This window comes from Priestia sp. JSM ZJ58, assembly GCF_044383985.1.
GTDB classification, from domain to species: domain Bacteria; phylum Bacillota; class Bacilli; order Bacillales; family Bacillaceae_H; genus Priestia; species Priestia zanthoxyli.
Window position 1 is genome coordinate 52,771 of record NZ_JBISEM010000004.1, and the last position, 13,431, is coordinate 66,201.

Genomic DNA, 13,431 nt, shown 5'->3' on the forward strand with positions numbered 1-13,431 from the left:
CTTTTCCCCCACCTCACACCGTACGTGCAAGTTTCCCTGCATACGGCGTTCCATCAAGCTATTTTATTATTATCCTCTGAAGCCATTGAAATGGCTTCTAGTTTACAATATGCCCTTAAAGTATTCAGCTTTTTAAACTTTTGCTTGTTATGAATAAGGTTAATGTGCTTGTTTATTACTGTTTCAGATGTTGCATGAATAAGTCTATGGATATCTTTATGAACAATTATTAAATTATCGTATTCATCCGTTCCACCTAATTTAATAGGTATTTTGTGATGTGCGTGCACATCTTTAACTTCAAGTTCCATTCCAGTTAGTTCACATTTAAAACTGCACATCGACGCACGAGCTATACGATTATCGTTGTATTGTATGCTTCGTTCTTTGACGTAGTTTTTCGCAAGTTCTATGACTTTAATATCGGTTTGATTTTTCAGTGCCTTGGTAGATTTCTGTCTACCTTTGTTTGTATAATCACATGTGTCTTGCGAAAAGCACATGATGTTCTGCGAATGCACATAGTGAATAGGGAATATGGAAATTCCACTAATCGTCCATGTTTTTGCATCGCATTTTCCATAGAATTTTTCAAAAATATTGTTCTTTTTCTTAACCTTTTCATATTTAGATAACTTTTTCAGACGGTTGAACATCATCCTATATACAGGGTAAGCAATTTCTCCAAAGTCTTTCCAGACGTGAGTTGCGGACTTATAGTAAACATGGAGTCCTAATATGATTGCGTTTAATCGCTTAATGTTTTCAGGCGAAGGTTTCTTCTGGATTTTCTTAACTTGTTCCGTTAATTGTTTCCTGATTCTAACCTTAGCTTTCGACTTAACATGAGAGTACGCAACATATTTTCCACTCTTTTTAACTGCTCTAATTTCAAATCCGAGAAAATCCGAAGGATTTCTTTTTAAGTTAATGACTTTGGATTTGTCAGGGCTTATATCTAAACTAAGTCTTTGTTTCAACCAATCTTTGACTGCATGATATATGTTCTGAGCCTGTTTATGAGTTTTGCACATAATCTTAAAGTCGTCTGCATATCTAATGATGAAAATCTTTTTCAATTTTGTTTTGTTGATAGCTCTATATCTGTTTGAGTCATTTGAATAGTTAGATTTGGTTTTGAACGTTTCCCACTGTGAGCTAATCCACCAATCTAGTTCGTTAAGAACTATGTTAGAGAGAAGGGGACTAAGGATTCCACCTTGCGGTGTTCCCTTGGTTGGAATACCTTCTCCCGCGATTGGGGCTTTCAACATTGATTTAATAACCGATAGAAGTTTTCTATCATGGATACCTAGCGAGTACATTTGTTTAATCAATTTGTTATGGCTTACGTTATCAAAGAACCCCTTAATATCGATGTCCACAACATGATAAAAATGACCTACATTAACCAATGAACTCATTCTTACCAGAGCATGATTTGTACTTCTGTTAGGTCTGAACCCATAACTATGTGGATGGAATTTCGCTTCACATATAGGCTCTAGAACTTGTTTAATCGATTGTTGAATCAGTCTGTCTATCATCGTGGGAATACCTAACGGTCTTTTTTCTTTGCTATTTTCCTTAGGGATATGAACCCTTCTGACTTCATCTGGACTGAAGTTGTTAAGCTTATTACGTACTTGCTCGACGTATTCATCAATATTATTTTCTTTAATATTTTGGATGGTTAGTCCATCAGTTCCAGCTGTTTTTGAACCAGTATTTGATTTTATCATTCTGAAAGCGAGCTTAATGTTGTTATCCAATTGGATTACATCCATCAGTTTTTTGAATTTCTTGTTTTCACTCGATTTCTGATAGAGTTCATCAAATATGGGCGTCATATCGTAGTAATCTGAATACCTGTATTTGTTCATAAGCCTTCTATTGGGACACCTCCTAGGAGATGCTTTCCCTGTCATACTCGAAGATAGAAGTTCAACTATTGTATGAGTTACTAATAAAATAAGATTGACTAGTGCCCCTCCCTCAACTGTGATTAGCAGTTTCATCGGTACTATGGCACCACTTTCACTAGAATAAAGTATCTTATACCGTAAGGTTTTCAATACACCTGTTCGAGGCTAATCGTTTTTCTTCCGAAGAAGACCTCAGTTTCTAGTTTCTGACGTTCCACAGTTCCTAGTATAGATAGTAGTTAGGTGCTTCCTATAAGCCCGTTGGCACATTGTTTTCATTGTTAAACACAGAGTGTTTCATAGCTTCGATTTTTACTTCACTCCACCAACTACCTCAGTGTGAGGCAAGAAATCCATCTCAGGAAATCCCTAGGTTAAGGACCTGTACATTCGGAAGTTCGTCGGTTCTAAAAGAACATTCTCACCATGTACTATCACCACCCGATTACTCTGACCTAATGTTGAATTCCATTAGATTTCATCGACTTTACCCAGCTACTAAACAGTCCGAAATTAGCCTTTCTTCCTGCACATGGGAGTATCAGTGTAGAGGTTTCAGCTCAACATGACGGCTTTCATTCCCTCTATCAGAATTGCAGTTTATTACTAAATCATCCCAATCAATATTTCTATTGAAATTTCAGATTAACGTCACGCACCAAAGCATCCTAGAAAGTCTCCCTCAAACACCCACTTTTTCTTGCTGTTGGTGTTAAGCTTATTAAAAAGGTTGCTTATCGCATCATGTGTGCTTCGTTTAGGACGAAAACCGTAGGAAGTAGGCTCAAACTTAACCTCCCATTGAGGTTCGAGTGCGTTTTTTACTACGTTTTGATAGACTCGATCTCGCATTGTCGGAATGCCCAAAGGTCTTAGCTTTCCGTTTTTCTTAGGGATAAATGTTCTTTTGGCTGGCTTTGGACGATGTCGAAAGACATTGTATTTAACTAGCTGTTGATAAAATTTTATACGTTCATTTGATTTTGAGACCATGTAGCCATCTACACCAGGTGTACGCTTACCGTTGTTTTGTTGTGTTACTCTGCGAATAGAAAGCAGTAGATTTGCTTTACTCCGGAGGAGTAAACGTTGAAGTTTCCTTACTTTTCTTCGTTGTTTTTGTTGTTCGGCACGATAAATTCTTTGTCGTAACTTCATTACATATTTTTGTATAATACTCCAATCAATAGAGTACCAATCTTTATGCGAGACGTGCGCCGACGCTCGTAGAGAGGTATTCATAAGAGCACGCTCCTTTTCGTTAGAAGATAGCCACAAATTTATTTTCGTGTTGAAGACCAATGAGAAGTGGGCGCTCTTTCGAGCCTGTCATTGTCCATAAAGACAACAGTATCCGTCCAGTTATACAGTATTCCTGCTTTCCTGTTCTCTTTCGAGATAACGGCTTTCGCTTTTTCTCATATCCCATACCCTCTGCCACATCGTTTGACTTTGCAGTCATCCTACTGCTTACGCAGATAACATAGGGCTTACCAAGTTCCACTTTTTACAGATACGATAGGGGTAGGCAGATTCTTTACTCCGGGTAAGATGCGGGACGCATTAGAGTAGCATTATGATTCTACTTTTCCTCTTACCAAGACCCAAGCGAGACTTATGCATTATCTTGAGTTAACCTTGACGAAGCTTACAAACCTTCACTTTCGTTTACCATACCTATCTTCTCCTAGCAGTGTTCTGGACCATGCATTTGTCCTCTGTTTCCGCATTTCCTCATGCAACCGACAGACTCGTTACCAAGAATGCCGTTTCGGATGGAGATCGTCTTTGCGTCTAGATGAGTAGCGTTAGCTACACTGTAAGAAAGCGACTTCTTGTCGCACCATAATCCAGATTCTCGGCACAAAAAGAGCTTGAACTTATTAATCCAAGCTCTTTTTTCTATGTAATTCTTAAATCAAAAATGAAACTGTTCACTAATGATTTTTGCTACTTCTTTTGCACTTAAATCTGTATTATCTATCTTAATGTAGTTTGGATGTTTTATTTCACCATTGAAGGAATTCAATCTATACTCCTCCATTGATTGCTTTAAGTCATTCTCTGACCATTCAATATCGCGTTTAGAAGGTTTGTGTTCCAGCCTATTAGGAGTTTTATTTCTTTCAAGCCTTTTGTCTAAATTGGCTTCAAGCTCTACAAAATAGACAGTTCCTCCTCTAGACTCGAAAAGTTGAGAAACTTGGTTAACGTAGTCCCAATCATCTTTTAAATCAAATGCCCAAACATACGTGAAAATCATACCAGGTAGACTACTTTTTGATACTTCTTCGAATATCTCCTGACGAAACAAACTTACTAATCTTTTTCCCTCTTCTGTTCCATAATCAAAAAAGTGTCCGACCAAATCTATAGTCATATGGTTATGAAACAATTTTAAATCAGTGATCTTGGCTAATTCTTGTCCAACAGTCATTTTACCAACTGCTTGAGGTCCAAATATAAGAACAAATTTCATATTCACTCTCCCTAACATATCCTAAATGGTTTTTATAATTATAGCTTGGAATATATAACTATATAATATCATTTTTTCTATATTTTAGCTTTGAATATCGTATACAAATCTAGTTAACATAATCACTCTTTCCGGAACACACAAAAAAAAAGAACCCTTATGGGAGTAGGGTTCTCGATGAGGCCTTGTTTCTTCTTTATGCAGCTTTTTATACATCCTTGATATAACAACTATTTTCCTTACAGGTGATTGAAGAAATGATGTATAAAAAGTGCACGTTTTATACATATGCTCAATCGGAAAAATGTAGTCTTTATAGAAAAATGTGTTATTATTTATTTACTAATATTTCTACCTCATGACAAATATTAGCTGTAAAAAGCAACCTCGCTTGCCAATTGTCGAGGTTGCTTTTTATTTTTTTTACATAAAGGGCTTTACTAAGCCTACAGATGAAATTGAGTTTAATGTTTAGAAGGAGTATGAATATGAGAAAGTATGATGGAATAGATTTTGAAAAGATTGCGCTTCAAATGCAGGAGCAAGTTGAACAGGAGCCTCACAACGTAAAGCTAAGAAATGAGCTTGCTATAGTGCTTATGGAGACAAATGAATATGAAGAAGCATTTTTCCAACTACAAACTGCTGCTAAAATTAAACCTTCTGTTCAAACCCTTTATAATTTAGCCTATTTTTATTTTACAGAAGGAAAACCAATTATAGAGACTACGAGTAATACTAAAGAAACACAAGGTTTTGAAAAAGAGGCAGAAGAAGAATCCATGTCTTATACATGGGAAATGGCAGATAAAGAAGCATTTGATATAGTGGAAGATTTATTGAAAAATAAACCTGAGCATTATTTTATCTATAACTTAATGGGTGAGATGTACATAAAAAAAGATAAGTATGAAGAAGCGATAAATGTATTAAAAGAAGGTATCCACTTAACACCTTCACTAGAAAATCTAAATAATCTTGGGTTATGTTACTACCAAAAAGGAATGTTACCTGAAGCTGCTGAGTGTTTTCATAAAGCGCACCCACTACGATCCTGTAACAACTATAGTTTGTTTCCGTTACTTAGCTATGGAATTTGTCTAGCACAACTAGGAAGGGGATCAGAAGCAAGAGAAGTTGCAAAAGAATTACTTATGTTGAGCGAAAGAGAGGAAGAGGAATTAGAGTCGAGTATAGCAGAGATATATTATATTCTGGGAGATTATGAGGAGTTTGTTAACATCTACTCTAAGTTAGATTGGGATTTTTATTCAGAAGAATTTCTTCCGGCTTATTTTTATTCTTTGTGGAAGCTTTCAAAAACAAAAGAAATTGAGGAACTTGCCTCTAAGACTATCCGAAGAAAAGAAAAAGAGATGAAAGAAGTCATTCAAGATCCAGATGAGGAAGAAGATTTTAAAGAAGAATATGAAGAAGTAACAATAGAAGAGATTGCTTTCATTAAAAATGCAATTAGAGAAGTTTATAAAGGCAAAGCCCCTATTATAGATTATAAGCCTGAAGTAGAAACCAGATGTTATTTGTATGGCTGTTTTAGACATACAAATACAAACCCTAACTATTTTTCTATATAAGATGCAGCAAATCTTTGAGGTCAAATAGGAAAAATTACTGTTGCAGGTTCTTTTATATGTAAAGGAGGTTTTATATGAGTGAGATTTGGATTCAACAAGAGCAGTTAAATGCGGAGTTTGATGAAATGGTGGGGCACTATGTTCAATTGGAAGGACCTATTGATTCTGTTTACTTTATATCTGAAACAATGGAAAGCGTTGACGATAGGGATGAACAAAGGGAATTCTTATGCGATTTCTTAATTAAGCAGGATAGGTATCCTTTATATCTTACATTCCTTTGTGATGATATGATGGCAGAGGAGTTTGAAGAGGAATTTAATCAATTAGGTATAGAATATAGGTATGAATTATTAGAGGAAAAACAGGCCTACTATACATTTTTTAAACGGGTTACCTATCACCCTCGACGCTTTACTTTACTAATTAAAGACGCGCGTATATTATCCTTAGCATTAGAACATACCTTTTACCTTGCTAATATGAACCAATTTTATTCACTTTCTTACTCTGAAAATATAAGATTTGAGCTCAAGAGAGTTAAGGAATGGGGCAGATGGAAAAACGTATCTATCCCTATTTTTAAAACGGAAGAAGATACTACATTCATAACTATTTTCCATGATGGAGCAGGGTTTTTCTTGTTTTCAAACGAGGATAGATATTCATCCATACAAAAAGTGTGCTCAACCTTCCCAGAAGACTCAAGAGTAGTACAAATTAATGACCAATTAATAGATTAAGATGAAGAGGTTGAGTTTAGTGTCTTTCAGGGTGTTTCTTATTCTGGGGTTAATAAATACAAGCCCAATAAAATAGCACCAAAACAGTATATGCAACATTCTTTTTTCGTTAACAGAGTATTAAGTACAAGAATAAATTTGTTTCAACGTTTACATATAAATAGTTTAAATAAATGGTAAATATTTAAAAATAAGAAAGTGAGAACAAATGGATTTTATTTTTAATTTTATAGATGAATTTATTGAATCAATCGTTATAATGTGGCTCGTGTCGTTTGTATTAGAAAAACTGGATGTCTATCGGTTAGAAAAGAAGGTTAAATGGAAATTAATCTTTACACTCTCAATTGTAGTAGGGATTATATTTTCAATAATTGACTTATTTTAATAAGAACTTATTCAAATTTAGCTAGTGAGATCACACTTATCCGTAATAGATCGAAGAGAGATTTTCTATTTAAGATAATAACTATTAAATCAGGGGATTAAAAATGAACAAGAGATTAAAAAAGAAAATAGCTAAAAACCAGGAAAAAGGAACAGAAAAGATATTTAAGTACGCTGCTTACGGTGATTTAGGAAAGATAAAGAAACTGTTGGATTTCGGAATAGACATTAATACAAGAGATCAAGGTGGGTATACGATGCTTCATTGGGCCACACAAGAAAGTCATTTAGATCTTATTAGGTTCCTAATATCAGAAGGCTCTAACATTCATTTAAAAGATGAAGAGGGATTTACACCATTGTATATAGCTGCAGGGGAAGGTTATATAGAAATTATTGAATGGTTAATTGAAAATGGAGCAAATATTGAAGTCAAGAGCAATGATGGTACAACACCTTTAATTATTGCTTGTTGTTACAATCACAAAGAAGCTGTTGAACTATTATTAAAAAACGGAGTAAATAAAGACACAAAAGATGATGATGGAAAAACGGCTATGTTTTATGCGAAAGAGTATGGTAATAAGGAAATTGCTAATCTTCTAGGGAATTCGGACACTTATTAGATAATTAAGTTTCTTCAATCTGTTTTTGGACTTTTTAGATTAAAATAGGTCTCCCTTTTAATTACGCTTAAACCTAGCTATTGTTCTTTTTATGTTTTTTCAGAATGGAGTAGTTACATGCAAACACACAAGGGAGAAACCCTAGTATGGAAATGGTATGGAGTAAAGGTTCTTTATAAACACATAGTTAGTGGAAAGCCCACTCCAGAGAAAATTGACACAAATTATAATGAACATCAAATATTTGAAGAAAGTATTTTATTAATTAAAGCCCAGTCGTTCGATCAAGCTTACGAACTTGCAGAACAAGAAGCAAAGGGACATGAGGATAGTTATACAAATGTTTATGATCAACTTGTAGAGTTTAAATACATAGAAAGTTTAGATGCTTTCGAGCTATTTGAAGACGAAGAGCTAGCAAGTGGAACAGAAGTATATTCTAGGTTTGTACATACTTCTAAGGGAGAAAAATTCTCTGATTTTCTAACTAGATATTACCCAGAAGTTGTTGAAGGTGAGGAAGAACAGATAAAAAGAAACTTCATCTTAAGAAACCGAGATTTTAACTGAGTATTAATACTAAAAATCTATATATCATATATGGGCCTGGAATACTTAGTCGCTGTTCTAGACAACAAAAAGAAGCGTTTAAAATGGACGCTTCTTCTTCCTCATACAATGTTATACTTCTCTGAGTATTACTTCTAACTGCTCTTTAATATTTGCTTCTAGGTCATATTTTGATAAATCGTATAGAGTTCCTATACCTTTACGGCCTCCACTAAAGTAATACCACAACTGTATATAGTACACATATGCATCCTCTTCATTTGTGAAACCATCGAAGTTTATAGAAACTTGAGAACGATACTCGCCTTCTAGGCAATGATTAGAAGTTAAATCTGGTAACTGGTCTCCATCAATGTCTCTACAAACCCATATTTTTAAATTCTTCTTTCCGTTGCACTCAAATTTACTTGTGTATTCCTTTTCAATAGCCTCACTATATTTTCCGCCTAACTTTTCTAACGCGATTATATGACTTTTTAAGTCTTCATTTATTTCATTTGCTGGTACTTCAACGTATCTATCAGATGCTTCGTCCTGTTGCTTAGCTGTAAACAAAAGTTTAAATTTGTTAAACAAAATCTCACCACCTAATTAAGGGATAATAGGAAACTTCATTTTCTTTATGATAATCTTGCTAAGATTTCTCTACCATGTAAAACCTATAAAAAAAGCTAACCCTTAAAGAAGCACTAATAAATTACTCGTTATCTTTTAATTCTTTTAGGAAATCGGGATCTATCCAAACTTCCTCAACCTCGTATCCATCCAAATCATCTTCTTCAGGATTATATTCCTTAATCATATTTAAAAACTCATTAAAAGAAGATGCAACGTAATATAGATCCTGGATATCCATTTGATTCTCATCAAAATCTAACTCTATGTCGTGATCCCATAAGAAAATAGCTCCATATTTTTCTGTATTCAAGTTTAGACATACAATATTCCCACCAACATCGCGGCCAATTGGAACACAACCTTTAGGTATTCTATTCTCGAATATAGCATAACAAGATAAAATATCACTTATGTCTTCTACTCTTGTACCAAAGAAGGAAGATAGGATAAAGGATTCTATTTCTTCGAATGGAAGTTCAACTATATTATCTTCTACTTCCCCACCATTATATTTCCTTAGAAAATTCACATACTCCTCTGGAAACGATGCACCTACCTTTTTTTCTACTCTCTCCATATCTTTATGATTAAACTTTCTAGAGTTAGATTTAATACCAATCAACCTCTTGTCCTCCTCAAACAACACCATATTCATTCCATTGATCATGATTGTAGTATTTATTAGCTATTCCAATAATTCCCCTATTCTTCGTGTTCCTCATACTTCGGGAGGGGGGTAATACATATCCATCCAATAGGAAAATTTTTATTTGTCTCTACTTCATTCATTATCGCGTCTTCTTCTAATCCAAATATAATTCCTTTGTATTTTACTGATTCATAACAACTTGCTTCCCAATCTACATGCCAGTTTTCTGGGTTAGGGTCCACCTCTAACAAATCGCTTCCTACTCCATATTGAGTTAAAAACTTACCTTTAAATCCTTTAAACATGCAGATTTGATTTACTTTTTTTGTTTGTTCATCTATAAAAAAGGACATGTGTTTAGTTAGATAAACTGTACAATCGTGTCTTTTTTCACTTTTATATGGTTGCACCAGACTTTCTAGCAAAACTTCTTCAGACATGCCTAAAAGAAAAATGCCTACCCTTTCTCCTTCTACAACAATTCCATCTAAATGGCTTTTCATTAAATAACTCCTTATTCAAAATCACTTTATAAAAGTCCAGCTTTTACACATGTACTATCCTGAACTAGATAGTATTTACAGAAAAAATGATTCGAAAATTATAAAACTAAGACCAAGACCTAAAAACCCTAAAAGTATAGAGGCCATATTAAGTAACCATCTATTATTAGATCTAACAAGCCAAGTTCCAACAACTGCTACAGTTAAGTCTTTTGAAACTGTTTCATTAACATGTAAAACTTCAGGTAGGACATAAATGGATAAATAAAAAACAATAACTAATATCAAAGAGTTTCTAATTAAGATGAACAATATAAGTACACTCCATTAAACATTTTTAAATATAAGGTTTTATAACCAAGATTGAATTTGTACATTTGGTCATCCCAGTCGTGACCATGTATTTCACATAAGATTGATTGTATTATGTCAATAATTTCTCTCTTATGGGTTCTAATTTTCTAAATTTCTTATGATAAGATTGCCGTTGTAACAAACTTTCCACTAACTTAAGAGCATCCTCTTTTCTATTGGCTTTTACATAGCTCTCAATAACTTCTGTAAATTGTTCATCATATGGGAATTTCTCTTCTTGAACAAGTTCAAAAGCTTTATCAAAACAAAGGGTAGCATTGTTATAATCCTTCAAATAAAGGTATGTTCCTCCATTTCCAGCATATAGACTTGCGAGTTCTTCGTTATTTAAGGTTGAAAGCTTTAGACCTTCATTCCTAATCTCAAGTGCTTTTTCGTATTCTTTTTCCATTTCAGCAATAATAGCTGCATTGTGAAAGTGCTTAAACTTTGTTCGCTTTTTCTTAGGACGAGTGATCTTAAAGATAATCAAAATGACAATTAAATCTCTTATTACTAAAGAGGCGTCATAAGCGAGGTTCTCAACGCTATATTTTGCTATAGTCCTATATACTAGATGAACCACATCATAAATAAGAGAGAAATATAACATATAAAGAAGAAATTTTTTCAATTCGTTCCCGACTTTCTATTATTAAGTTCCTTTATTATACATGATGTATGGTAAAATGAGTCGATAATATGACAAATGAAGAAATTTATGGAACTCAATCATTCTACTAAACTAATAATGCCACTAAAAGATTGAATGCGAGGAAATAAGCATGAATGACTATCCTAGAGCAGGCTTAAGATTAAGGAGTGAGCCTGGCGTAGACCCAGAAGTAAGAATAGTGTGCATTAACTTTTGCAGATGGTTAAGAACGCAAATGGGGTTTCCTATCCGAGTTGTTATTTACCTAAAAAAAGATGTTCAAATTAAGAACCGAACGACAAAGGAGTTGGTAACAGCCACTTTCTTTGCTCCCTACGAAAAAGATGTTGAACCATATATCCGTATTGCTACTGGGGATTATAAAGACTTGATTAGAGAAAGAGGAAAAATAGATGCCTTGTATGCGATGTTAGACAGCATTGCTCATGAACTTTGTCATTATCAACAGTGGTTGGAAGATAGGGAATTAGAGGAGGAAGAAGCTGAAGAGAAAGGGTCTCAACTAGTTGATGAATATGCCGAAAACATTGATTCCATTTTAGATTTCTAACCATCTTCAATAACATTTTATAAAGGCTCGAAGTACCTAGAATATACCCTGATTAAAGGGGAGGAGATAGAATGAACCCAACTATTGTAGATGAACTCATAAAGGAGCTTTCCTTACTCGATTCAAACGAGGAATATGTTGAATTAGCAGTTGATTTAAACGATATTTACGAAAGTAGTAATAAACTTGATCGATTGATTACAGATACTCTTAGTTCTTCACTAGACCATGAGAAGCTAATAGATCAATTAATTAAAATAGAGGTCGAGCTTGATCATATTAATTGGCATTATAAAAGCTTGAAAAAGGAATTAAAACAATTACTCAACACATAAAGCGAAAGAAGGTACAGATTTTGAAAAAAGGTGCTATAAAATTCTTGTTATATTTTCTAGTCTTTTTTGGAGGTAATTTAATTATTAATATATTATTTAAGTCTCAGGCTGATTTCCTAACGGCATTCTCTACTGCTTTTGGGGTTGCATTTAGCATAGCTGCTATCGAGATTTATACAAGAAGAAAATCCAAGGCGGTGTAATATAATAGCCTTGGGTTTTCATTTCCGATAACTATTTTTACGTTAAATATGAGGTGTAATCATGCAATATTTATTGTAGGAGCGTAGAGCTGATAGTGAAGCGCTAAGGTGAGTCTAAAAATAGCTAAGAATAAAGGAGATACTTTATGTCTGAGTATAAAGTTAAATTAAAGAAAACTTGGGAAGATGAAACCCTACTTGAATTAAATATGATTGTCACTTCTCCCCATTGCAAAGCAAATATTTATTTTCACACCACTATTGAAGATCTTAAACAGTTGAAAGATAATCTAATCTTATTTTCAAACTTAAAACGAAAAGAATATCAATGGATTCAAGGGGAAGATAAGGAAAGTGCTGCTCACTATGTACAAGTTAGATTCTTTCATTTTAACAATCAAGGGCATATCGGAGTCGAGTTTGTACTTGATAATAAGCTAGATATTCCAGATAGAACACGCGTGAATTTTTATCTTGTTACTGAATTAAACCAAATTGATGATTTTATATATAAACTAGAAGGATTAATTAAGGGGATTACAGATAGTCTAGAAAGTATATCAGAAGCAAGAGTATGAAGCTTCGGAACATTAAATTAAAGAAGGTGAAGTTTTGAAAAAAGAATTTTATCAGGGAGATAGTTTTTGGAGCGACGATAGCGAATATAAGCGTATAGATTATCCGATAAATGATGAAATTATAAAGCAAGCTGAAGTTATTTTAGGTGTTAAGTTACCTAGTTCATTATTGGATTTACTGAAAATAAGAAATGGTGGGGGATTAAACTACCCATACTTTATGTTACCTGATGGTGATGTAGAAAGTATTCCTTACGGAGGAAGAGCAAGCATTAGTTCAATTGATCCTATACATTTCGAAAATGATGATATAAGTATCTTGTCTTCCAAAGAACTATTAAAGGAAGTTAAACTCACCGGTGAATTTGTGGTTTTATGGACGGATTTTCACTATTGGGTCGTGTTGGATTATCGTAATAGATCACAAGATCCTGCTGTAATGTATATTGCAGAAAACTACTCAGCTTCAACAGACGATACTACAGAATGGGAGTATATCAAAATAGCAGACACTTTCGATAATTTTCTAAAGCAATTATTTCGTGTGTCCCTATTAAATCCAAAACAATTAAAAAGTAGTTACAGTCGCAAATAATGATTAAACTAAACCATCTTTTTATAAACTACATGTTTTACCCAA

Annotated in this window: 15 protein-coding genes and 1 pseudogene; 9 read left to right on the forward strand and 7 right to left on the reverse strand. The window is 33.9% G+C overall.

All coding sequences use genetic code 11. From position 1 onward, the window contains the following. Positions 1 to 53: 53 nt before the first annotated feature. The 3 genes and pseudogenes from ltrA to ACH6EI_RS24300 all read right to left on the reverse strand — a co-directional run bounded on the left by ltrA (position 54) and on the right by ACH6EI_RS24300 (position 4,404). Complete coding sequence (ltrA, locus tag ACH6EI_RS24290; RefSeq protein WP_397378326.1) at positions 54 to 1,883, reverse strand: group II intron reverse transcriptase/maturase; 1,830 nt, start codon at positions 1,881 to 1,883, stop codon at positions 54 to 56. Positions 1,884 to 2,585: 702 nt separating this feature from the next. Then, positions 2,586 to 3,167: pseudogene (locus ACH6EI_RS24295) on the reverse strand (reverse transcriptase N-terminal domain-containing protein); the annotation flags it as partial. A gap of 676 nt (positions 3,168 to 3,843) precedes the next feature. After that, positions 3,844 to 4,404: an AAA family ATPase gene (locus tag ACH6EI_RS24300; protein WP_264134079.1), complete on the reverse strand. Its 561-nt coding sequence runs from the start codon at positions 4,402 to 4,404 to the stop codon at positions 3,844 to 3,846. A 488-nt stretch (positions 4,405 to 4,892) separates the two neighbouring features. Between ACH6EI_RS24300 and ACH6EI_RS24305 the strand changes: the two genes are divergently transcribed. The 4 genes from ACH6EI_RS24305 to ACH6EI_RS24320 all read left to right on the forward strand — a co-directional run bounded on the left by ACH6EI_RS24305 (position 4,893) and on the right by ACH6EI_RS24320 (position 8,325). Then, entirely contained in the window at positions 4,893 to 5,999 is a 1,107-nt protein-coding gene (locus ACH6EI_RS24305) for a tetratricopeptide repeat protein (RefSeq protein WP_189643551.1), read from the forward strand. A gap of 74 nt (positions 6,000 to 6,073) precedes the next feature. Continuing rightward, positions 6,074 to 6,742, forward strand: coding sequence for a hypothetical protein (locus tag ACH6EI_RS24310; RefSeq protein WP_108674918.1), 669 nt, complete (start codon positions 6,074 to 6,076; stop codon positions 6,740 to 6,742). Positions 6,743 to 7,233: 491 nt separating this feature from the next. Further along, the gene (locus ACH6EI_RS24315) at positions 7,234 to 7,755 is read left to right on the forward strand and encodes an ankyrin repeat domain-containing protein (RefSeq protein ID WP_108674920.1); all 522 of its coding nucleotides are present in this window, start codon (positions 7,234 to 7,236) and stop codon (positions 7,753 to 7,755) included. Positions 7,756 to 7,872: 117 nt separating this feature from the next. Then, positions 7,873 to 8,325 carry a DUF4288 domain-containing protein gene (locus ACH6EI_RS24320; RefSeq protein ID WP_108674921.1) on the forward strand — a complete coding sequence of 151 codons (453 nt, stop codon included), beginning with the start codon at positions 7,873 to 7,875 and terminating at the stop codon, positions 8,323 to 8,325. Between the two features lie 111 nt (positions 8,326 to 8,436). Here the strand turns inward: ACH6EI_RS24320 and ACH6EI_RS24325 are convergent, their stop codons facing one another. The 4 genes from ACH6EI_RS24325 to ACH6EI_RS24340 form a co-directional block, all read right to left on the reverse strand. Then, positions 8,437 to 8,901: a hypothetical protein gene (locus ACH6EI_RS24325; RefSeq protein WP_108674922.1), complete on the reverse strand. Its 465-nt coding sequence runs from the start codon at positions 8,899 to 8,901 to the stop codon at positions 8,437 to 8,439. A 121-nt stretch (positions 8,902 to 9,022) separates the two neighbouring features. Continuing rightward, positions 9,023 to 9,565 carry an SMI1/KNR4 family protein gene (locus tag ACH6EI_RS24330; protein WP_189643553.1) on the reverse strand — a complete coding sequence of 181 codons (543 nt, stop codon included), beginning with the start codon at positions 9,563 to 9,565 and terminating at the stop codon, positions 9,023 to 9,025. 80 nt (positions 9,566 to 9,645) lie between these two features. Next, a complete protein-coding gene (locus ACH6EI_RS24335; RefSeq protein WP_108674924.1) occupies positions 9,646 to 10,095 on the reverse strand; it encodes a hypothetical protein in 450 nt (149 codons plus the stop codon). A 424-nt stretch (positions 10,096 to 10,519) separates the two neighbouring features. After that, on the reverse strand, positions 10,520 to 11,083 hold the full coding sequence (locus ACH6EI_RS24340) for a hypothetical protein (protein WP_108674926.1): 564 nt from the start codon (positions 11,081 to 11,083) through the stop codon (positions 10,520 to 10,522). Between the two features lie 151 nt (positions 11,084 to 11,234). Between ACH6EI_RS24340 and ACH6EI_RS24345 the strand changes: the two genes are divergently transcribed. The 5 genes from ACH6EI_RS24345 to ACH6EI_RS24365 all read left to right on the forward strand — a co-directional run bounded on the left by ACH6EI_RS24345 (position 11,235) and on the right by ACH6EI_RS24365 (position 13,386). Further along, positions 11,235 to 11,675, forward strand: coding sequence for a hypothetical protein (locus tag ACH6EI_RS24345; RefSeq protein WP_108674927.1), 441 nt, complete (start codon positions 11,235 to 11,237; stop codon positions 11,673 to 11,675). Positions 11,676 to 11,746: 71 nt separating this feature from the next. Next, on the forward strand, positions 11,747 to 12,010 hold the full coding sequence (locus ACH6EI_RS24350; RefSeq protein ID WP_108674928.1) for a hypothetical protein: 264 nt from the start codon (positions 11,747 to 11,749) through the stop codon (positions 12,008 to 12,010). A 20-nt stretch (positions 12,011 to 12,030) separates the two neighbouring features. After that, positions 12,031 to 12,213 (forward strand): hypothetical protein, encoded by a 183-nt coding sequence (locus ACH6EI_RS24355; protein ID WP_397378256.1) that lies wholly within the window; start codon positions 12,031 to 12,033, stop codon positions 12,211 to 12,213. 146 nt (positions 12,214 to 12,359) lie between these two features. Then, the gene (locus ACH6EI_RS24360; RefSeq protein ID WP_048022152.1) at positions 12,360 to 12,791 is read left to right on the forward strand and encodes a hypothetical protein; all 432 of its coding nucleotides are present in this window, start codon (positions 12,360 to 12,362) and stop codon (positions 12,789 to 12,791) included. 34 nt (positions 12,792 to 12,825) lie between these two features. Next, complete coding sequence (locus ACH6EI_RS24365; RefSeq protein WP_108674929.1) at positions 12,826 to 13,386, forward strand: SMI1/KNR4 family protein; 561 nt, start codon at positions 12,826 to 12,828, stop codon at positions 13,384 to 13,386. Positions 13,387 to 13,431: the final 45 nt, after the last annotated feature.

Coding starts and splice junctions, on each gene's coding strand:
- ACH6EI_RS24360 (WP_048022152.1), top strand. CDS start 12,360: ATGTCTGAGTATAAAGTTAAATTAAAGAAAACTTGGGAAGATGAAACC.
- ACH6EI_RS24345 (WP_108674927.1), top strand. CDS start 11,235: ATGAATGACTATCCTAGAGCAGGCTTAAGATTAAGGAGTGAGCCTGGC.
- ACH6EI_RS24335 (WP_108674924.1), bottom strand. CDS start 10,095: ATGAAAAGCCATTTAGATGGAATTGTTGTAGAAGGAGAAAGGGTAGGC.
- ltrA (WP_397378326.1), bottom strand. CDS start 1,883: ATGAACAAATACAGGTATTCAGATTACTACGATATGACGCCCATATTT.
- ACH6EI_RS24315 (WP_108674920.1), top strand. CDS start 7,234: ATGAACAAGAGATTAAAAAAGAAAATAGCTAAAAACCAGGAAAAAGGA.
- ACH6EI_RS24350 (WP_108674928.1), top strand. CDS start 11,747: ATGAACCCAACTATTGTAGATGAACTCATAAAGGAGCTTTCCTTACTC.
- ACH6EI_RS24320 (WP_108674921.1), top strand. CDS start 7,873: ATGCAAACACACAAGGGAGAAACCCTAGTATGGAAATGGTATGGAGTA.
- ACH6EI_RS24310 (WP_108674918.1), top strand. CDS start 6,074: ATGAGTGAGATTTGGATTCAACAAGAGCAGTTAAATGCGGAGTTTGAT.
- ACH6EI_RS24305 (WP_189643551.1), top strand. CDS start 4,893: ATGAGAAAGTATGATGGAATAGATTTTGAAAAGATTGCGCTTCAAATG.
- ACH6EI_RS24300 (WP_264134079.1), bottom strand. CDS start 4,404: ATGAAATTTGTTCTTATATTTGGACCTCAAGCAGTTGGTAAAATGACT.